General features: G+C 64.4%; 16 protein-coding genes. 1 reads left to right on the forward strand and 15 read right to left on the reverse strand.

Features of this window, described 5'->3' with window-relative positions; genetic code table 11:
• Positions 1-20: 20 nt before the first annotated feature.
• The 15 genes from rfaE1 to gyrA all read right to left on the reverse strand — a co-directional run bounded on the left by rfaE1 (position 21) and on the right by gyrA (position 18719).
• On the reverse strand, positions 21-1022 hold the full coding sequence (rfaE1, locus tag ACL58G_RS27820; RefSeq protein WP_413387327.1) for a D-glycero-beta-D-manno-heptose-7-phosphate kinase: 1002 nt from the start codon (positions 1020-1022) through the stop codon (positions 21-23).
• Between the two features lie 7 nt (positions 1023-1029).
• Positions 1030-2400 (reverse strand): UDP-glucose dehydrogenase family protein, encoded by a 1371-nt coding sequence (locus tag ACL58G_RS27825; protein ID WP_440963827.1) that lies wholly within the window; start codon positions 2398-2400, stop codon positions 1030-1032.
• A gap of 13 nt (positions 2401-2413) precedes the next feature.
• Entirely contained in the window at positions 2414-3589 is a 1176-nt protein-coding gene (gene lapB, locus ACL58G_RS27830) for a lipopolysaccharide assembly protein LapB (protein WP_413344619.1), read from the reverse strand.
• A 30-nt stretch (positions 3590-3619) separates the two neighbouring features.
• Positions 3620-3925, reverse strand: coding sequence for a LapA family protein (locus ACL58G_RS27835; protein WP_056129565.1), 306 nt, complete (start codon positions 3923-3925; stop codon positions 3620-3622).
• A gap of 165 nt (positions 3926-4090) precedes the next feature.
• Positions 4091-6505, reverse strand: a complete 2415-nt coding sequence (locus ACL58G_RS27840; RefSeq protein ID WP_413387325.1) for a patatin-like protein — start codon at positions 6503-6505, stop codon at positions 4091-4093.
• A gap of 118 nt (positions 6506-6623) precedes the next feature.
• A complete protein-coding gene (locus ACL58G_RS27845) occupies positions 6624-6929 on the reverse strand; it encodes an integration host factor subunit beta (RefSeq protein ID WP_056450593.1) in 306 nt (101 codons plus the stop codon).
• A gap of 18 nt (positions 6930-6947) precedes the next feature.
• Positions 6948-8654, reverse strand: a complete 1707-nt coding sequence (rpsA, locus tag ACL58G_RS27850; RefSeq protein ID WP_413387324.1) for a 30S ribosomal protein S1 — start codon at positions 8652-8654, stop codon at positions 6948-6950.
• A 137-nt stretch (positions 8655-8791) separates the two neighbouring features.
• The gene (gene cmk, locus ACL58G_RS27855) at positions 8792-9454 is read right to left on the reverse strand and encodes a (d)CMP kinase (RefSeq protein ID WP_413387323.1); all 663 of its coding nucleotides are present in this window, start codon (positions 9452-9454) and stop codon (positions 8792-8794) included.
• 118 nt (positions 9455-9572) lie between these two features.
• Positions 9573-10904: a 3-phosphoshikimate 1-carboxyvinyltransferase gene (gene aroA / locus ACL58G_RS27860; protein ID WP_440963828.1), complete on the reverse strand. Its 1332-nt coding sequence runs from the start codon at positions 10902-10904 to the stop codon at positions 9573-9575.
• The gene (locus ACL58G_RS27865; RefSeq protein WP_413387321.1) at positions 10901-11809 is read right to left on the reverse strand and encodes a prephenate dehydrogenase; all 909 of its coding nucleotides are present in this window, start codon (positions 11807-11809) and stop codon (positions 10901-10903) included. The genes aroA and ACL58G_RS27865 overlap by 4 nt, the downstream gene beginning before the upstream one ends.
• Positions 11809-12912 carry a histidinol-phosphate transaminase gene (gene hisC, locus ACL58G_RS27870; RefSeq protein WP_440963829.1) on the reverse strand — a complete coding sequence of 368 codons (1104 nt, stop codon included), beginning with the start codon at positions 12910-12912 and terminating at the stop codon, positions 11809-11811. Before hisC ends, ACL58G_RS27865 begins: the two co-directional genes overlap by 1 nt.
• Positions 12913-12940: 28 nt before the next feature.
• Positions 12941-14011, reverse strand: coding sequence for a prephenate dehydratase (pheA, locus tag ACL58G_RS27875; protein ID WP_413387318.1), 1071 nt, complete (start codon positions 14009-14011; stop codon positions 12941-12943).
• Positions 14012-14174: 163 nt separating this feature from the next.
• Positions 14175-15263: a 3-phosphoserine/phosphohydroxythreonine transaminase gene (gene serC / locus ACL58G_RS27880; protein ID WP_440963830.1), complete on the reverse strand. Its 1089-nt coding sequence runs from the start codon at positions 15261-15263 to the stop codon at positions 14175-14177.
• 10 nt (positions 15264-15273) lie between these two features.
• On the reverse strand, positions 15274-15825 hold the full coding sequence (locus ACL58G_RS27885) for a DUF2059 domain-containing protein (RefSeq protein WP_440963831.1): 552 nt from the start codon (positions 15823-15825) through the stop codon (positions 15274-15276).
• Between the two features lie 278 nt (positions 15826-16103).
• Positions 16104-18719: a DNA gyrase subunit A gene (gene gyrA, locus ACL58G_RS27890; RefSeq protein WP_371764795.1), complete on the reverse strand. Its 2616-nt coding sequence runs from the start codon at positions 18717-18719 to the stop codon at positions 16104-16106.
• Positions 18720-19114: 395 nt separating this feature from the next.
• Between gyrA and ompA the strand changes: the two genes are divergently transcribed.
• On the forward strand, positions 19115-19828 hold the full coding sequence (gene ompA / locus ACL58G_RS27895; RefSeq protein ID WP_440963832.1) for an outer membrane protein OmpA: 714 nt from the start codon (positions 19115-19117) through the stop codon (positions 19826-19828).
• The last annotated feature ends 62 nt before the right edge of the window (positions 19829-19890 follow it).

Here is a 19890-nt window from a genome sequence, read left to right on the forward strand (position 1 = left end):
CCTGGTTTGCGACCACGCAATCACGCGTGGCCGTCGTCCTTGCGGCGTTGCGCGAACAGCTCGTCGCGCGTGACGGTCGCCGTACCCAGCTTGCCGACGACGATGCCGCCCGCGCGGTTCGCCGTCGCCAGCGCTTCCGGCAGCGATACGCCGGCACCCAGCATGGCGGCCATCGTCGCGATGACGGTGTCGCCGGCGCCGGAGACGTCGAACACCTCGCGCGCGTCCGCTTGCACGTGCAGGACCTCGTTCGCCGTGTACAGGCTCATGCCCTCTTCCGAGCGCGTGAGCAGCAGCGCTTCCAGGCCGAGGTCCTCACGCAGCTTCTGCGCCTTTTCCGTCAGCTGCTCTTCCGTCTTCCAGCTGCCGACGATGCGCTTCAGTTCCGACTTGTTCGGCGTGAGCACCGTGGCGCCCGCGTACGGCGTGAAATCGTCGCCCTTCGGATCGACCATCACGGTCTTGCCGGCCGCGCGCGCGGCGCGGATCATCTCGGCCACGTTGACGAGGCTGCCCTTGTTGTAGTCGGACAGGATGATCACGTCGTAGTCCGGCAGCAGCGCCTTGAACTGCGTGAGCTTGTCGCGCAGTGTCGTTTCGGTGGGCGCGTCCTCGAAGTCGATGCGCACCATCTGCTGCTGGCGGCCGATCACGCGCAGCTTGATGATCGTGGAGATCGCCTCGTCGCGCTTCAGGTAGCTGTGGATGCTCGATTCGCGCAGGATGCGTTCGACGTGGTCGCCCGCCTCGTCGGCACCGACGACGCCCAGCAGGCCGCAGTGCGTGCCGAGGGCCGCGGCGTTGCGCGCCACGTTGGCGGCGCCGCCCAGGCGCTCCTCGCGGCGTTCGATGCGCACGACGGGCACCGGCGCTTCCGGCGAAATGCGCGAGACGTCGCCGAACCAGTAGCGGTCGAGCATGACGTCGCCGACGACGAGCAGGCGCACGCTCTCCAGTTGGGGCGCTTCGGCCTGGCGGTAGCTGTCGGTCGGCAGCAGGCGGCTGGGGATCGTAGCGGTCATGCGTGCCTCACTTGCCCGTCAGGACCGAACGGCCGATGCCGTGGTACTCGATGCCCAGGCCCGTCATCAGCGGCGGCTCGAACAGGTTGCGGCCGTCGATGATCACCGGGTGCTTCAGGCGCGCCTTGATCTGCTCGAAGTCCGGGCTGCGGAACGCCTTCCATTCGGTGACGATCACCAGGGCTTCGGCGCCGTCCAGCGCTTCCATCGGCGTCTTCTTGAAGTCGACGCGCGCGAGTTGCGCTTCGGAGAGGTCCAGCGCCAGCACGCGCCGCGCTTCTTCCATCGCGACCGGATCGTGCACGGCGACGCTGGCGCCCCGCTCGATCAATTCCTTCAGCAGCACGCGCGACGGCGCCTCGCGCATGTCGTCCGTGTTCGGCTTGAATGCGAGGCCCCAGACGGCGAAGGTCATGCCCGCCAGGTCGTCGCCGAAGCGCTGCACGACCTTGCGGCCCAGCACCTGCTTCTGGCGGTCGTTGACGGCTTCCACGGCGCGCAGGATCAGGAGTTCCTGGTCGTACTGGCGCGCGGTGCGCTCGAGCGCCTGCACGTCTTTCGGGAAGCACGAGCCGCCGTAGCCGGCGCCCGCGTACAGGAAGCTGTGGCCGATGCGCGGGTCGGAGCCGATGCCGTGGCGGACGGCTTCGATGTCGGCGCCCACCTGGTCGGCGAGGTTGGCCAGTTCGTTCATGAACGAGATGCGGGTCGCGAGCATCGCGTTGGCCGCGTACTTCGTGAACTCGGCCGAGCGCACGTCCATCCAGTAGACGCGTTCGTGGTTGCGGTTGAACGGGGCGTACAGCAGCTTCATGAGGTCGCGCGCGCGCTGGCCCGCGGGGCTGTCGTCGTGGCCGATGACGATCCGGTCCGGGCGCATGAAGTCGTCGACGGCGGCGCCTTCCTTCAGGAATTCCGGGTTCGACACGACGGCGAATTCCATGCTTTCTTCACCACGCGCACGCAGCTCTTCGCGCAGGGCGGCGGCGACGCGGTCGGCCGTGCCGACGGGCACCGTGGACTTGTCGACGATGACCTTGTAGCCGTCCATGTGGCGGCCGATGTTGCGGGCGGCGGCCAGCACGTACTGCAGGTCGGCGGAACCGTCTTCGTCCGGCGGGGTGCCGACGGCGATGAACTGGAGCTGGCCATGCGCGACGCTGGCGGCGACGTCGGTCGAGAACTGCAGGCGGCCGCTGGCGCGGTTGCGCGCGACGACTTCTTCCAGGCCCGGCTCGTGGATCGGGATGCCGCCGTTGTTCAGCAGGTCGATCTTGCGTTGGTCGACGTCGAGGCAAAAGACGTCGTTGCCGAGTTCCGCCAGGCAGGCGCCGGTCACGAGGCCGACGTAGCCGGTGCCGATAATCGTAATCTTCATGGTTCGCTTTAGCTTAGTTCATCACGTTCAGTTCTTCGGTGCGGCGCGGCGGGTAAGTCTCCCACTTGCTGCACCCCGGGCATTGCCAGTAATACTGGCGCGCCTTGAAACCACAATGGCTGCACTGGTAGCGCGCCAGCTTCTGCGTGTACCCGTGCACCAGGTTCTTCACCATCGACAGCTCTTCCCACACGTTCGCCGGCGCATCCATCAGGCGCGCTTCCAGCAGCTTGTCGAGACCGAGCAGGGTCGGATTGCGGCGCAGCTCTTCCACCACCAGCTGTTTGGCAGCCTCCACGCCGTTGAGTTCAATGACGGCCTTGAAGACCACCTCGATCAGATCAATCGACGACGCTTCTTCCAGGTAGGAGCGCAGCAGGTTGACGCCTTCCTGCGGGCGGCCGACGGTGCGGTAGCCATCCATCAGGCGCGCGGCGACGAGGGCCACGTGCGGCACGCTTTGCTGCTCCACGCGGCGCCACGTCTTCAGCGCGCCCTCGATGTCGCCTTCGGCCTTGAGCGCATCGCCGCACAGCATCGTCGCGCGCACGTTCTTGCGGTCGGCCTGCAGCGCCTTGTCCAGCAGCGCCTTCGCTTCCTCGGACTGCATGTGCACGAGGGCGTCCTGCGCCAGCTCGCAATAGAACTGCGCGATTTCCTTGTGGTGCGCGCCGGCGCCGGATTCCATCAGGCCTTCCGCGGCGGCGATCGCGCGGCGCCATTCCTTTTCGCGCTGGAAGATCTCCAGCAGCGCGCGGCGGGCCTGCACGCCGTACTGCGTGTCGACGAGCAGGTTGAACGTCTCTTCGGCGCGGTCCAGCAGACCGGCCTTCAGGTAGTCCATGCCGAGTTCGTACTGCGCGTGCACCTGCTGCTCGATCGGCAGGTCGGGACGCGACAGCAGGTTCTGGTGGACGCGGATCGCGCGCTCCGTCTCGCCGCGGCGGCGGAACAGGTTACCCAGCGCAAAGTGCATGTCGGCCGTTTCGGGATCGAGCTTGACGATCTCGATGAACGCGTCGATGGCCTTGTCCGGCTGTTCGTTGAGGAGGAAATTCAGGCCCTTGAAATAGCCGCGCGGGAGGCTGCGCGATTCGGAGACGAGCTGCTTGATGTCGACGCGGGCGGCGATCCAGCCGAGGGCAAAAAAGACGGGGATGCCGAGCAGCCACCAGATTTCAAATTCCATATGTTGTTCTTATTGATGACTGAGTTACGGTCAGGCGCGCGGCGCGACGCTGTCCGGCTGCGGCGCATTGGCGGCGGTACCGGCCGCGCTCTGCAGGGCCTGGATCGTGTGCTTGTGCTGCGAGCTTTCGCGGCGGTGCCGGAACACGGTCGGCGTCACGGCCAGGATGCCGAGGAAGGCGCCGGCGATGAAAAACGCGAGCAGCATCAGCACCAGCGGTCCCCGCACCTCGTAATTCAGGAAGAAATGCAGGTCGACCTGATGCGTGTTCTTCAGGGCGAAACTGAAGAACAGGACGAACAGCAGGCATCCGACGATGGTGGAGACGAGTTTCATCAGCAGGTCCCGAAGAAAAGACGGCAAATGCGCAGTGTCGCATATTTGTAACGATATTCCTAGGACGGCTGGCCCTGCCGTTGTGCGCATGCGGCGTGATTATACGTGGGTTGCACGAACGGCATCGCCCCTGCAATGCGCGCTTACATTTTGACCATCCTGGCGTCAGAACGCGGCGATCGCGGCGCGTAGCCGGGACACCAGGTCCGGCACCAGATGGAGCCGTCCGGCCTCCTCCGCCATCACGCATTCGAATCCCGCCTTCTTCATGGCATGCAGGTCGATCGTGTTCCGGATCTGGTTCGGCAACGTACTGGACAAGATATCGAACAGCCGGTCGACTGCATGCAGCCGCCCCCACAGATAGTCGTTTTCGCGCGTCGCACGATTGAGAAAGCCGCCGAAACCGGCAAACGTCCCGCCCAGCAGGACGCGCGGGTTGCCCGGCGGGGCGAGGCCGGGCGCGTCGTCGGGGCTGATGCGATCGACCAGGATCTCTTCGATCGGTCCGGTTTCCAGCGCCAGTGCGGTGACGACTGGGTGAAGGATGACGTCCCAATAAAAATAGCCGAGATAGCCGGTGAGGATCGCCGCGCGGTAGTGCGGTTCCAGGTTCTGCACCAGCCCGGACGACAACAGCGTGTCGGCGTCGTCGTTCTTGCCCGGGAGGTCGCATTCGATGCCCAGCCGCCGTACCAGTGCGGTCAGCTCGGCGTCCCGGCCGGCGACGAACTGCTCGACATCCATCCGGTTGGGAGTCTCGGGCACGAACAGCGTGCGGCACATGGCGACCGCGCGCTCGCTGAGGAAATCGGCATTGTCGTACGTCGATAAGGCATCGATGAGTTTGTGGACCTGGATCTTGATGAGATCGAGGTCTTCCGCAGCCGTCGCGTCATACAGGTCGCTGATCTCGTGCAGTACGAAATTCAGGCGGCGTTTCTTGTACACGACGCCAAAGTCGATCGTCATCTTGGCCCACGGGGGCATGTCGACGTTTTCATAGGCGTTTTCCGCCGCCGTGTAGGAGTCGGCAAGGAGAATGGCATGCCGTGCGGCCCACAGTTCGATCGCCTCCTGCACGCGGTGCGATGCCGTCGATTCGCGGGCAAAGCCGCACGCACCGGCGATCAGTTCGGCGAGAAAATCCAGCGCCTCCAACACCAGCGTCCGGACGAACGAATCGTAGACGATCGGCGTGGTGGACAGCGCGTTGGTCGAGCTGAGACGCCAATGGCGGAGATCGCTGACGGTGTACCGGCCCCTGGCCTTGCCTTCGGTGACCTCGTCAACCAGTTTCGCGACCTGCGGCCGGGCGTAGGCGATCGCCTGCTTCAGGCGTCGCACCTGCTTGTTGTAGCGCCCGACGTCCGCCAGTTCCTTGTAGGTCGGGTCGGTGCGCGGCAGGTCGGACAATGCCCCACGCAAGGTCGCGAAGAAACCCGGCACGTCTGTTCCGGGCGGCGGCTTGTCGAGCTGGGAGTGCGGGTCGATGAAGATCAGCCGGCGATCGACCTCGCGGAACGCGCTGTGGGTGCGGATCGCGTCCAGCGTCGCCTTGATCGGCTTGTTGTCGAGGATGCTCCCGTCGACCAGCACGGCATCCTCGGGATCCTTGCGCTGGTCACGATAGCCGCCAAAGTTGTGTTTGATGAATTGGGCACGGGTCGGCCATGGCCGGTGGCGCGCGGCCAGCAGGTCGTCCACTTCGCGAATCCGGGCCGGCGGAAACGCCCCGGGATACGATGCGGATGCGCGTGCGGCGAACGCGAGCGACGGGACATTGTCGAGATCGAAGTCGCTGCGCAGGTGCCCGCTTTTTTCATGATAGAGCTGAAAGTGGAATGGACGCCTGTGCTCGCGCTCGGTGAGCACGGGCGGGTCATGGATGAAGATCGCGCGATCGAGGCCGCGGAAATCCGTCGCCGTGACCAGCAGGTCGAGCCGCGTGCCGGGAGGCAGCAGCGATTCGCCGGCTGCACCGGCACGTTCCATGGCCGTGAGGCCGTCGAGGATCAGGCTGGCGAGGCGGCAGCCGTCAAGCGGCGGCTTGAACCACCGCGAACGGAGGAACATCGACGCCCGTTCCTGCATTTCGCGATCGATGGGTCCGATGATGAGGCCTTCGCGTTTCAACCGGGACAGCAGGGGCCGGACGAAGGGCCAGAAAAACCATTTGCTCCAGCGCCTGGCCCTGGCGTCGGCGTGCAGCAATTGTCCGATATCTGCGTCGGCCAGCCACATGTCCGTCAACGGCGCCAGGCTGAGATCGTGCGCGAGCGCCCTGCCCAGCGCAACGCCATTCATCGCACCGGCCGAGGCCCCGGACACCACGTCGACGATCACCTGCAAATCGAGTTGCTTGCCGACCGTTTCGAGGAACTGCAGATAAACGTCGCCCGTCGAGTGTTCCGGCTCGTCGGGATAGTGGTCGTGCATGGAGGCGGGGCCGTCGTGCCGGCGATACCATTTCGACGCGCGCACGAGGTTGAGGATTTCGCGGTTGATGCCATGCTGGTAGACGGCCAGCGACACGCCGCCGAAGAATACGATTGCCAGCCGTAATTCTTTCTGTTTCATGGCCGAGGTCTGCGCAACGCATGAGAGATGGCACGTTCATTGTATTCCCATGGGTTCCAGGCCGCAAAAAAAAACGGCGCCCTTGCGGACGCCGTCTTGTGAGCCTGTTACAGACGAATCAGTCTTCGATGATCGGTTGCCCGACCATCGCATCCACCCGCTCGCGCAACTGTTTGCCCGGTTTGAAGTGGGGCACCCGTTTTTCGGGCACCATCACTTTGTCGCCGGACTTCGGGTTGCGGCCGATACGGGGCGGCCGGCTGTTCAGGGCAAAGCTGCCGAAACCCCGGATCTCGATGCGCTGGCCGCTCGCGAGAGCGCCCGTCATCGCATCGAGGATGGTCTTGACGGCGAACTCGGCGTCTTTTGCCACCAGCTGAGAATAGCGCTCGGCCAGGCGGTTGATCAGCTCGGACTTGGTCATCTGCTCATTCTCAGGTGATTAACCTTTGTTATCGAACTTGGCCTTCAGCAGGGCGCCCAGCGAGGTGGTGCCGGTTGCTGCGCTGTTGTCCGAAGCCAGCTTCTGCATGGCTTCCTGGGTCTCGGCGTTGTCCTTGGCCTTGATCGACAGCTGGATGCTGCGTGCCTTGCGGTCGATGTTGATGACCAGGGCTTCGACCTTGTCGCCCACTTTCAGGTGGGTGCCGGCATCTTCCACGCGGTCGCGCGAGATTTCCGAAGCGCGCAGGTAGCCTTCGACTTCGTCGTTCAGGGCGATCACGGCGCCTTTCGGCTCGACCGACTTCACGGTGCCGGTGACCAGGGTGCCCTTGTCATTCAGCGAAGCGAAGTTGTTGAACGGGTCGCCTTCCAGCTGCTTGACGCCCAGCGAGACACGCTCGCGCTCGACGTCGATCGCCAGAACGACGGCTTCCAGCTCGTCGCCCTTCTTGAAGCGGCGGACAGCTTCTTCGCCCGGCTCGGTCCACGACAGGTCGGACAGGTGCACCAGGCCGTCGATGTTGCCCGGCAGGCCGATGAACACGCCGAAGTCGGTGATCGACTTGATCAGGCCCTTGACCTTGTCGCCCTTCTTGTGGGTCATGCCGAAGTCGTCCCACGGATTCGCCTTGCACTGCTTCATGCCCAGCGAGATACGACGACGCTCTTCGTCGATTTCCAGGACCATGACTTCGACTTCGTCGCCCAGCTGGACAACCTTGTTCGGCGCCACGTTCTTGTTGGTCCAGTCCATTTCCGAGACGTGCACCAGGCCTTCGATGCCCTGCTCGACTTCCACGAACGCACCGTAGTCGGTCAGGTTCGTGACCTTGCCGAACAGGCGGGTGCCTTGCGGGTAGCGACGCGACAGGCCGGTCCACGGATCGTCGCCCAGTTGCTTGACGCCCAGCGAGACGCGGTTCTTTTCCTGATCGTACTTGAGGACCTTAGCGGTGATCTCTTGACCAACCGACAGGACTTCCGACGGGTGACGCACACGGCGCCATGCCAGGTCGGTGATGTGCAGCAGGCCGTCGATGCCGCCCAGGTCGACGAACGCGCCGTAGTCGGTGATGTTCTTGACGACGCCGGTGACGACGGTGCCTTCCTTCAGCGTTTCCATCAGCTTCGCACGCTCTTCGCCCATCGATGCTTCGATGACGGCGCGACGCGACAGCACGACGTTGTTACGCTTGCGGTCCAGCTTGATGACCTTGAATTCCAGGGTCTTGCCTTCGAACGGGGTCGTGTCCTTGACCGGACGGGTGTCGACCAGCGAACCCGGCAGGAATGCGCGGATGCCGTTGGTCAGGACGGTCAGGCCGCCCTTGACTTTGCCGTTCACGGTACCGGTGACGATCTCGCCCGATTCCATTGCTTTTTCCAGAGCCAGCCACGATGCCAGGCGCTTGGCCTTGTCGCGCGACAGGATGGTATCGCCGAAACCGTTTTCCAGCGATTCGATGGCCACGGAAACGAAGTCACCCACGTTGACTTCCAGTTCGCCCTGGTCATTCTTGAATTCTTCGATGGGGATGAAAGCTTCCGATTTCAGGCCGGCGTTGACGATCACGAAGTTGTGATCCAGACGCACGACTTCGGCGGAGATGACTTCGCCCGAACGCATGTCTTGACGCGCCAGCGACTCTTCGAAGAGTGCTGCGAAGCTTTCCATACCGGTATCTTGATTTGCTGCAGTAGCCATAAGTTTTGAGATGTTAGCCAGCAGATCGGCTATATGCGATCTGAACTGGGTCAAGTTGAACCACACCCGGGACATCCCGGGCACCAAAAAACGCCGCTCTCACGGCAGTTCCTACGCCTTCAGGAACGAATTCTTGTTCAGGGATGCGCGTACCAGGCCAGTACCTGTTCGACGGCTTCGTCCGCCGTCATCTGCGAGGTATCGAGGATGTGCGCCCCTTCCGCCGGCACCAGCGGGGCCACGGCGCGCTGGGTATCGCGCGCGTCGCGGGCCTGCAAATCCGCCAGCAGATCGTCCATATTAGCAGAAAACCCTTTGTCAATCAATTGCTTATACCGGCGTTGCGCACGTGCCTCAACACTTGCGGTCAGGAACACCTTCAGCTGGGCGCCGGGAAAGATCACCGTGCCCATGTCGCGGCCGTCGGCCACGAGCCCGGGCGTTTCGCGGAAGCTCAGTTGCAAGCCATACAACGCCTGGCGCACGGCCGGCAGCGCGGCGATCTTCGACGCGGTATTGCCGACTTCTTCCTGGCGGATGGCGTTGCTCACCTCTTCCGTGCCGAGATAGATGTGGCCGGCGTTGAAGCGGACGGGCAGGTGTTCGGCGACCTTGGCGAGCGCGTGCTCGTCGCGCAGGTCGGTGCCGCGGCGCAGCGCGGACAATGCGGTCAGGCGATACAGGGCGCCGGAATCCAGCAGGTGGAAGCCCAGGCGGTCGGCGACCTTGTGGGCAACCGTGCCCTTGCCCGAGGCGGTCGGGCCGTCAATCGTAATGACGGGAATATTCGAGTTCGGCATGTGAATTTGTTACCAAAATGCCGACGGGATGCTCGCATGATGGCGGGCACGGGGTGCCCACCCTACGGCAATCGTCGGACGTAGGGTGGGCACCCCGTGCCCACCGAAAATCAAACCATCAGGATACGGTGTCCTGGGCGATTCCGGAAAACGTTTCGAAATAATCCGGGAACGTCTTGGCCACGCACTTCGGATCGTTGATGCGCATCGCGTTGCCGCGGCGCGCGGCGCCATCCAGCGACGCCAGCGAGAAACACATCGCCATCCGGTGGTCGTCGTAGGTGTCGATCGTCGCATGCGACAGCGTGTCGGGCGGCGTTACGCGGATGTAGTCCGGGCCCTCCTCCACCGTCGCGCCGACCTTGCGCAGTTCCGTCGCCATCGCGGCCAGGCGGTCGGTTTCCTTCACGCGCCAGCTGGCGATGTTGCGCAGCGTGCTCGTGCCGTCCGCGTACAGTGCGGCGACGGCGATCGTCATCGCGGCGTCCGGGATGTGGTTGAAGTCGGCGTCGATCGCTTTCAGCACGCCGTTCGACTTCGCCTCGATCCAGTTGTCGCCCTTCGTGATCGTCGCGCCCATCTGCTCCAGCGCGTCGGCGAAGCGCACGTCGCCCTGGATGGAATCCTTGCCCACGCCTTCCACGCGCACCGGACCGCCGGCGATGGCGCCCGCGGCCAGGAAGTACGACGCCGACGACGCATCACCCTCGACGTGGATGCTGCCCGGACTCTGGTAGGTCTGGCCCGGCTGCACGGTGAACGACGCCCATCCGTCCTGGCCGACCGTCACGCCGAAGCGGCGCATCAGGTTCAGCGTGATCTCGATGTACGGCTTCGAAATGAGCTCGCCCACCACCTCGATCGTGACCGGCTTGTCGACCGCCATCAGCGGCGCGGCCATCAGGAGGGCCGTCAGGAACTGGCTCGACACGTTGCCGCGCACGGCGATGCGGTCCGGCTGGACCTTGCCCGCGCGGATGTGCAGCGGCGGGTAGCCCGGATTGCCGGTGTAGTCGATGCTGGCGCCGACCGCATTCAGCGCGTCGACCAGGTCGCCGATCGGACGTTCGTGCATGCGCTCGACGCCGTGCAGCGTGTAATCGCCGCCGATCACGGCCAGCGCCGCCGTCAGCGGACGGATCGCGGTGCCCGCGTTCCCCATGAAGAGGTCGGCCTGGCCGACGGGCAGCTTGCCGCCGGCGCCGTGGACGACGTGCGTGCGCTCGTCGACTTCTTCCCACCGGATGCCCAGCTTCCTGAGGGCGTCCAGCATGACGGACGTGTCGTCCGACGCGAGCAGGTCGTGGATGGTCGTCGTGCCTTCGGACAGTGCGGCCAGCAGCAAGGTGCGGTTCGAGATGCTCTTCGAGCCGGGCAGGCGTACGGTGCCCTGCACGCGCATCACGGGTTCGAGGTCGATGTGCTGGGGATAGATTTTAGCTTGTGTCATTTTCCAGATTCCTGATCGGGCGCCGGCGGTTTTTCCGCGGCTTCGATCGCTTCGGTCCACGCGCGGCGGGCGCGCTGGGCGTTGGCGTAGGTCGCCTCCAGCGCGGGTCCGTCACTGGCGGCGAGCCGCGCGCGAAGGTGTGTCAATTGAGCGAGATAGGCGTCCAGTTCGCCGAGCAGCGCGTCGCGGTTCGCGAGGCTGATGTCGCGCCACATTTCCGGCGACGAGCCCGCGATGCGGGTGAAGTCGCGGAAGCCGCTGGCGGCATACTGGAACAGCAGGTCCGCGTGCGGCTTGTTGGCGATGTCGTCGACAAGCGCGTACGCGAGGAGGTGCGGCAGGTGGCTGACGGCGGCGAACACCTTGTCGTGTTCCTGCGGCGTGAGCATGTGGATGATGGCGCCGCACGTGCGCCACGCGGCGGCCACTTTCTCGACGGCTTGCGGGGCATTTTCCGGCAGCGGCGCGAGCACGGCCTTCTTGCCGCGGTACAGGTCGGGGATCGCCGCGTCCGGACCGTTCGATTCACGGCCGGCGATCGGGTGGCCCGGCACGAACTGGTGGACGCGATCGCCCAGCGCGGCACGCGCGGCCGCCACGACGTCGGACTTGGTGCTGCCCGCGTCCGTGACGATCGTCTGCGGCTCCAGGTGCGGCAGCAGCGATGCGAGGATGGTCCCCGTCTGCGCGACGGGCGCCGCCAGCAGCACGAGGTCCGCACCGCGCAGCGCGACTTCCGGCGATGCCGCCGCTTCGTCGATGATCCCGAGTTCGCGCGCACGCGCCAGCGCCTGCGCGGAGCGTCCCAGGCCCACGATATGGCCCGCGGCGCCGGCCGCCTTCAGGCCCAGCGCGAACGAGCCGCCGATCAAGCCGACGCCGACGATGACGACTTTCGTGAACATCAACCGAGGGCCTTCTTCAGCGCTTCGATGAACTTCGCATTCTCTTCCGGCAGGCCGATCGAGATGCGCAGCCATTGCGGCAGACCGTACGCGCCGACCGGACGCACGATCACGCCCTGCTTCAGCAGCGCGAGGTTCACGCGCGCGCCGGCGCCCTCGTCGTCGCCCACTTTCACGAGCACGAAGTTGCCGTACGACGGGACGTACTCGAGCTTGAGCTCATCGAACGCCGCGGTCAGCTGCCGGTAGCCGGCGCGGTTGTTCTCGGCACCCTTCTGCAGGAATTCTTTATCGTTCAGCGCCGCGATGGCCGCGGCCTGCGCGAGCGAATTCACGTTGAACGGCTGGCGGATGCGGTTCATCAGGTCCGTCACGGCCGGCTGCGCGATGGCGAAACCGACGCGCAGGCCCGCGAGGCCATACGCTTTCGAGAAGGTGCGCGAGACGATCAGGTTCGGGTATTTGCGGACCCACTGCGTCGATTCGAACTGGTCCTTCTGCTCGAGGTATTCGTTATAGGCCTCGTCCAGCACGACGACGACGGATGCCGGCACCTTGGCCAGGAACGCTTCGATCTCGGGTGCCGAGATGAAGGTGCCGGTCGGGTTGTTCGGGTTGGCGATGTAGACGAGACGGGTGTCGGCATCGATGGCGGCCGCCATCGCATCGAGGTCGTGGCCGTAGTTCCTGGCCGGAACGACGATGCCGCGCGCGCCGACGCCCTGCGTGGCCAGCGCGTACACGGCGAACGAGTACTGCGCATAGACGACGGCCTGGCCCTTCTGCACGAACGCGTGCGCCGCGATCTCGAGGATGTCGTTGGAGCCGTTGCCGAGCGTGATCCAGTCGGCCGGCACGTCGTAGCGCTTGGCCAGCGCGGCCTTCAGCTCGAAGCCGTTGGCGTCCGGGTAGCGGCCGAGTTCAGTGGCGGCAGCAAGCATCGCGGCCTTGGCCGATTCGGGAACGCCGAACGGGTTTTCGTTGGACGCCAGCTTGACGATATTGGCTTCATCGAGGCCGAACTCGCGGGCGACTTCGGAAATGGGTTTGCCGGCCTGGTAAGGGGCGATGGCGCGGACGTAATCGGGACCGAATTGCGACATGGGATTCTCTTGGCTGTAGTGGTGTGATTCAGAGGCCGACGGGATAGGATCCCAATACCTTGAAGAAGGCGGCGTTGTCCTTGAGTTCTTCGAGCGCGCGGCCGACGGCGGCATCGGCGATGTGGCCTTCGACGTCGACGTAGAAGTAGTACTCCCACGTGCCGATGCGCGCGGGACGCGATTCGAAACGCGTCATCGACACGCCGTGCTTCGCGAGCGGCGCGAGCAGGCCGTAGACGGCGCCGGCCTTGTTCGGCACGGCCAGCACGATCGACGTGCGGTCCTTGCCCGACGGGCCCGTGGCCTGGCTGCCGATGATCAGGAAGCGCGTGCGGTTGTGCGGGTCGTCCTGGATGTGCGCCTGCACGACGCCCAGCTTGTACTGTTCGCCCGCCATCTCGCTCGCGATCGCGGCGATGGCCGGATCCTGGCTCGCCAGCACGGCCGCTTCCGCGTTCGACGCGACGGCGCGGCGCTCGATGCCGGGGTGGTGCAGGTTGAGCCAGACCTGGCACTGGGCCAGCGCCTGCGAATGCGCACACACGACCTTCACGCCGTCCATGCTGCCCGTCTTCGTCATGAGGCTGTGGTGCACGGGGATCGACACTTCGCCGCTGATGATCGTCGTGGTCGCGAGCATCAGGTCGAGCGTGCGGTTGATGGCGCCCTCGGACGAGTTCTCGACCGGGACGACGCCGTAGTCGGCGGTGCCGGCCTCGGTGGCGCGGAACACTTCGTCGATCGACACGCACGGCAGGCCTTCGACGGCGCTGCCGAACTGCTGGAACACGGCCTGTTCGCTGAACGTGCCGGTGGGGCCGAGGAACGCGACCGTCACGCGCTTTTCCAGCGCGCGGCAGGACGACATGATCTCGCGGAAGATGGTCTGCACGTCCTGGTTCTTCAGCGGACCGGGGTTGCGCTCGGCGACGCCGCGCAGCACCTGCGCTTCGCGCTCGGGGCGGAACACGGGGGCGTTCGTCTCGGCCTTCACGTGGCCGACTTCCTGCGCGACCCTGCCGCGGCGTGAAAGGAGTTCGAGGATTTGCGCGTCGATCGCATCGATCTGTTCGCGCAGGGGTTTGAGTTTGTCTGTCATTGTCTGCTCGTTGGGTGCGGTTCGCGTTTGGCCCGTACCATGGATACGTCGTCCCCGCGGAGGCGGGGACCCAATTTTTATGCGGACCGGAATGCGGGTTCGCGCGACTCCGGTGGTCAACTTGGGTTCCTGCCTTCGCAGGAACGACGATGGATGCGGCGACTCAGCGCCCCGCGAACTCGTTCAAATAATCGACCAGGGCTTGCACACCCTCGATCGGCATCGCGTTGTAGATCGATGCCCGCATACCGCCGACGGACTTGTGGCCCTTCAGTTGCAGCAGGCCGCGCGCTTTGGCGCCGGCCAGGAATTGTTCGTTCAACGACTCATCGCGCAGGTAGAACGGTATGTTCATGCGCGAGCGATATTCGGGCGCCACACGATTCTGGTAGAAGTCGTCGGCGTCCAGCGCCGCGTACAGCAGGCGCGCTTTTTCGATGTTGCGGCGTTCCATCTCGGCCACGCCGCCCTGTTTTTTCAGATGCGCGAACACGAGGCCCGCGATATAGATCCCGTACGTCGGCGGCGTGTTCAGCATCGACTCCGCCTCCGCCACCGCGCGCCAGTTGAACACACCCGGGCAGATCGGCAAGGCGTGATCGAGCAGGTCCTCGCGCACGATCGTGATCGTCAGGCCCGCCGGGCCGATGTTCTTTTGCGCGCCGGCGAAGATCACGCCGTACTTCGACACGTCGACCTGGCGCGACAGGATGTGCGAGGACATGTCGACGACGAGCGGCGTATCGCCTTGCACGGTCGGGACGTAACCGATCTCGACGCCGTCGATGGTCTCGTTCGTGCACAGGTGCAGGTAGGCCGCGTCGGCGCTCAGCTTCCACGTCTCCTGCGGCGGCACGGTGGTGAAGCGGCTCGCTTCGCCCGATGCGGCCACGTTCACGTTCGCGTAGCGCTTCGCTTCCTTGATCGACTTGCCGGACCACGAACCCGTGTGGACGAAATCGATGGTCGCGGGCTGGGGTTTGCGGCCCACCATGTTCATTGGGATGATCGCGTTCTGGCCCAGGCCACCGCCCTGCAGGAACAGGACCTTGTAGTTGTCCGGGACACCCAGCAGTTCGCGGAAGTCGGCTTCGGCCTGCTTCGCGATCGAAATGAACTCGGGGCCGCGATGGCTCATCTCCATCACGGACATGCCGCTGCCGTGCCAGTCGAGCATCTCGTCGGCCGCCTGGCGCAGCACTTCTTTCGGCAGAACGGCCGGGCCGGCGGAGAAGTTGTACACCTGGGTCATCGTCTCCTCCTTACTTGCCGACGATGCTTTGCGCGCTCTGCGCCATCATCTTCTGCACGCGCGGCATCATCACGCGGTTGCTGATCTCCATGCTGCGGCTCATCAGCGTCGGCATGTTCGCCAGCATCTTCTGGCCCAGCGGCGACGCGTAGAACGCGGACAGCTGGCGGATCTCGTCCAGCGTATAGGTCTCGGCGTACAGCGGCACCATTTCGGCCAGCATGTCGTCGACGAGGGTCGGGTCGCTGAATACGCCGTGCATCTGCGCGGTCAGCGTGGGCAGCGCTTCCTGCAGCTTCTTGTGCGCCTCGGCCTTCTTCTCCGCGGAGAGCGTGGCGTCGCTGTCGATCATCGCATTCATCGACGCGCTGATCTGGGCCGGCATCTGCTGGTCCGCCTGCTTCAGCGACGCCTGCATCACGTCGCGGATCTTCATCGACGCCAGCATCTGCTTGGTGGCGGCGACGACGGCCGGATCGGCTGACGGCACCGGCGTCGCGGCGAACGCGGCAGGGGAGCAAATGACGAGGGCGGAGGCGATGGCGACGAGAGTTTTTTTCACGGATGTCCTTGATGATGGCTGGTGCGGGGGCTTGCAATCCCGGCATGACAATGCGGGTTCCTCGATTTTCGCACGAAACTTGCAAAAAATCCTCAACAGGCCCCATTTCGACGGCATATGACACGTCGCCCCCGTGCAGGCGGGGGCCCAAGTTTTGCATCCAGGCTGCTCGAAATTGGGTTCCCGCCTGCGCGGGAACGACGGTCATCATCATGCCGAGGGCAAAAAAAGCCGCCGAGACGCGAGCGTCAGGGCGGCTTTGTCGCTGGCTATCCGGCTTATTCCGGCGCCGGCTCCAGTTCCGTTTCCTCGAGGTCGGTCTCGACCACGCGCTGCAGGCCGGACAGCCTGGTACCGTCTTCCACCGCGATCAGGGTGACGCCCTGGGTGGCGCGGCCCATCTCGCGGATCTCGGCCACGCGGGTGCGGATCAGCACGCCGCCGGTCGTGATCAGCATGATCTCGTCCGTCTCGTCGACCAGCGTCGCGGCGACGACCTTGCCGTTACGCTCGGACGTCTGGATCGCGATCATGCCCTTCGTGCCGCGGCCGTGGCGCGTGTACTCCGTGATCGGGGTACGTTTGCCGAAGCCGTTTTCCGTCGCGGTCAGCACGGACTGCTGCTCGTTCTCGGCGACCAGCAGCGCGATCACGTTCTGGCCCTCTTCCAGGTTCATGCCGCGCACGCCGCGCGCCGTCCGGCCCATCGGACGCACGTCGTTCTCGTCGAAGCGCACGGCCTTGCCGGCGTCCGAGAACAGCATCACGTCGTGCTTGCCGTCCGTGAGCGCGGCGCCGATCAGGAAGTCGCCGTCGTCCAGGTCGACCGCGATGATGCCGGCCTTGCGCGGATTGCTGAAGTCGCGCAGCGGCGTCTTCTTGACCGTGCCGAGGCTCGTCGACATGAACACATAATGGTCTTCCGGGAACGTCGAGTTCTCGCCCGACAGCGGCAGGATCACGGTGATCTTCTCGCCATCCTGCAGCGGGAACATGTTCACGATCGGCTTGCCGCGCGAGTTGCGCGAACCCTGCGGCACTTCCCACACCTTCAGCCAGTACATCCGGCCGCGGTTGCTGAAGCACAGCATGTAGTCGTGCGTGTTCGCGATGAACAGCTGGTCGATCCAGTCCTCGTCCTTCGTCGCCATCGCCTGCTTGCCGCGGCCGCCGCGCTTCTGCGCGCGGTATTCGGAAATCGGCTGCGACTTCATGTAGCCCGTGTGCGACAGGGTCACGACCATGTCCTGCGGCGTGATCAGGTCTTCCGTTTCCAGGTCGGACGCATTGTGCTCGATGGCCGAACGGCGGGTGTCCTTGCCGTTGTCCGCGTAGTCCGATTTGATCTGCGCCATCTCGTCGACGATGATGCTCGTGACGCGCTCCGGGCGGGCCAGGATGTCGAGCAGGTCGGCGATGTGCAGCATCACTTCCTTGTACTCGTTGACGATCTTGTCCTGCTCCAGGCCGGTCAGGCGCTGCAGGCGCATCTGCAGGATTTCCTGGGCCTGCTCGTCCGACAGCTTGTAGAGGCCGTCCTGCTGCATGCCGTAGTGCTTCGGCAGGTGCTCCGGACGGAACGCCTCGATGCCGCCGGACGCGCCGAGTTCGGTGCGGCTCAGCATTTCGCGCACGAGGGACGAATCCCACGCGCGCGACATCAGTTCCGTCTTCGCGACCGGCGGCGTCGGCGCGGCCTTGATGATGGCAATGAAATCGTCGATGTTCGCCAGCGCGACCGCGAGGCCTTCCAGCATGTGGCCGCGTTCGCGTGCCTTGCGCAGCTCGAACACGGTGCGGCGCGTGACCACTTCGCGGCGGTGCGACAGGAAGCACTCCAGCATCTGCTTCAGGTTCAGCAGCTTCGGCTGGCCGTTGACGAGGGCCACCATGTTCATGCCGAACGTGTCCTGCAGCTGGGTCTGCTTGTACAGGTTGTTCAGCACGACTTCCGGCACTTCGCCGCGCTTGAGCTCGATGACGACGCGCATGCCCGACTTGTCGGACTCGTCGCGGATGTCGGAAATGCCTTCCAGCTTCTTGTCGCGCACGTTTTCGGCGATGCGCTCCAGCAGCGATTTCTTGTTGACCTGGTACGGCAGCTCGTCGACGATGATCGCGATGCGGCCGCCGTCCTTGCCGTATTCCTCGAAGTGGGTCTTGGCACGCATCACGACGCGGCCGCGGCCCGTGCGATAGCCGTCGCGCACGCCCGAGACGCCGTAGATGATGCCGGCCGTCGGGAAGTCCGGCGCCGGGATCAGCTCGATCAGCTCGTCGATCGTGCAATCCGGGTTGCGGAGGACGTGCATCGCGCCGCTGATCACTTCGGACAGGTTGTGCGGCGGGATGTTCGTCGCCATGCCGACCGCGATACCGGACGAGCCGTTGATCAGCAGGTTCGGGATCTTCGTCGGAAGGACGGTCGGTTCTTTTTCCTTGCCGTCATAGTTCGGCTGGAAGTCGACGGTGTCCTTGTCGATGTCGGCCAGCAGCTCGTTCGAGATCTTGTCCAGGCGGCACTCGGTGTAGCGCATCGCCGCGGCGGAGTCGCCGTCGATCGAGCCGAAGTTGCCCTGCCCGTCCACGAGCGTGTAGCGCAGCGAGAAGTCCTGGGCCATGCGGACCAGGGTGTCGTAGATCGACGCGTCGCCGTGCGGGTGGTACTTACCCATCGTGTCGCCGACCACGCGCGCGCACTTCAGGTAAGGACGGTTCCACACGTTGTTCATCTCGTGCATCGCGTAGAGCACGCGGCGGTGCACGGGCTTCAAGCCGTCGCGCACGTCCGGCAGAGCACGGCCCACGATCACGCTCATGGCGTAATCGAGGTAGCTCTTGCGCATCTCTTCTTCCAGGGAAATTGGAACTGTTTCTTTTGCGAATTGATCCATTGTGCGGGTCGGCGCCTTCAGGCTGATAAGTGATATTCCAAGCCCATGATTTTACCACGGCAGCCCTATCAATAACCGATTTCAACGGCAAGCGGCGCCGATAGCAAACAAGCATAATTAGCCCTTTGACACATGCTTGTCATAAACCTTCGTCAAGCTTGCGTGCGACTTCCGACACCTTGTTGCGCAGAAACAACGCGACAAATAGCATGCACGGCAATTGGTCGCCGGTCGGTCGTGCGGATGTGGCGTATGTGGCAAAATGGCCGAGACGTTAATTGCTTGTTTCACAATGCGGAACTGACGTGCTGTCTCGAGTGTTAATATTATGCTCACGTCTTATTGCCCTGGGGCAGTTTCGCCGCTAGAAGATTTTACCGAAAGGAAGAAAAAATATGAACAAATTGGCAACCCTCGTATTCGCAGCTACGGCCGCGATGGCGGGCAGCGCATCCGCGCAAAGTGCGCCTCCGTATGCGCCGCTGACCACCGATATCAAGGCGCCGACGCCGTACAGCGCTTACGTGCAGGATGCCCGTGGTGTCATCGCCCGTAATCCGTTCGGCCTGTGCTGGCGCACGGGCTACTGGACCCCGGCCGACGCGGTCCCGGGCTGCGACGCACCGCTGTGCGTGGAACCCGAGCGTCTGGAAAACGGCAAGTGCGTCGCTCCGCCGCCGCCGCCGGTCGCCGCTCCGGCACCTGCCGCCCCGGCTCCGGCCCCGGCACCGGCTCCGGTCCCGACCTCGGAAAAAGTGAGCTACTCGGCTGACGCCTTCTTCGACTTCGACAAGGCCGTCCTGAAGCCGGCCGGCAAAGCGTCGCTGGACGACCTGGTCTCGAAGCTGAAAGACATCAACCTGGAAGTCATCATCGCCGTCGGCCACACCGACTCGGTCGGCACCGATGAGTACAACCAGAAGCTGTCCGTCCGCCGCGCCGAAGCCGTCAAGGCCTATCTGCAGAGCAAGGGCGTCGAATCGAACCGCGTCTACACCGAAGGCAAAGGCGAGAAGCAGCCGGTCGCCGACAACAAGACCGCCGCCGGCCGTGCGAAGAACCGCCGCGTGGAAATCGAAGTCGTCGGTACTCGCGGCAACAAGCAGTAATCTGGCTTAACGCCTGAACAACCCCGCTGCGGCGGGGTTTTTTTATGGCCCGGTTTTTTTCA

Origin of the sequence: Massilia sp. GER05, from assembly GCF_052056005.1 — a bacterium.
Classification (GTDB): domain Bacteria; phylum Pseudomonadota; class Gammaproteobacteria; order Burkholderiales; family Burkholderiaceae_D; genus Telluria; species Telluria orientalis.

Excerpts from the sequence above, each read along its gene's own strand:
- rfaE1 (WP_413387327.1), bottom strand. The coding sequence starts at position 1,022 with ATGACCGCTACGATCCCCAGCCGCCTGCTGCCGACCGACAGCTACCGC.
- ACL58G_RS27825 (WP_440963827.1), bottom strand. The coding sequence starts at position 2,400 with ATGAAGATTACGATTATCGGCACCGGCTACGTCGGCCTCGTGACCGGC.
- lapB (WP_413344619.1), bottom strand. The coding sequence starts at position 3,589 with ATGGAATTTGAAATCTGGTGGCTGCTCGGCATCCCCGTCTTTTTTGCC.
- ACL58G_RS27835 (WP_056129565.1), bottom strand. The coding sequence starts at position 3,925 with ATGAAACTCGTCTCCACCATCGTCGGATGCCTGCTGTTCGTCCTGTTC.
- ACL58G_RS27840 (WP_413387325.1), bottom strand. The coding sequence starts at position 6,505 with ATGAAACAGAAAGAATTACGGCTGGCAATCGTATTCTTCGGCGGCGTG.
- ACL58G_RS27845 (WP_056450593.1), bottom strand. The coding sequence starts at position 6,929 with ATGACCAAGTCCGAGCTGATCAACCGCCTGGCCGAGCGCTATTCTCAG.
- rpsA (WP_413387324.1), bottom strand. The coding sequence starts at position 8,654 with ATGGCTACTGCAGCAAATCAAGATACCGGTATGGAAAGCTTCGCAGCA.
- cmk (WP_413387323.1), bottom strand. The coding sequence starts at position 9,454 with ATGCCGAACTCGAATATTCCCGTCATTACGATTGACGGCCCGACCGCC.
- aroA (WP_440963828.1), bottom strand. The coding sequence starts at position 10,904 with ATGACACAAGCTAAAATCTATCCCCAGCACATCGACCTCGAACCCGTG.
- ACL58G_RS27865 (WP_413387321.1), bottom strand. The coding sequence starts at position 11,809 with ATGTTCACGAAAGTCGTCATCGTCGGCGTCGGCTTGATCGGCGGCTCG.
- hisC (WP_440963829.1), bottom strand. The coding sequence starts at position 12,912 with ATGTCGCAATTCGGTCCCGATTACGTCCGCGCCATCGCCCCTTACCAG.
- pheA (WP_413387318.1), bottom strand. The coding sequence starts at position 14,011 with ATGACAGACAAACTCAAACCCCTGCGCGAACAGATCGATGCGATCGAC.
- serC (WP_440963830.1), bottom strand. The coding sequence starts at position 15,263 with ATGACCCAGGTGTACAACTTCTCCGCCGGCCCGGCCGTTCTGCCGAAA.
- gyrA (WP_371764795.1), bottom strand. The coding sequence starts at position 18,719 with ATGGATCAATTCGCAAAAGAAACAGTTCCAATTTCCCTGGAAGAAGAG.
- ompA (WP_440963832.1), top strand. The coding sequence starts at position 19,115 with ATGAACAAATTGGCAACCCTCGTATTCGCAGCTACGGCCGCGATGGCG.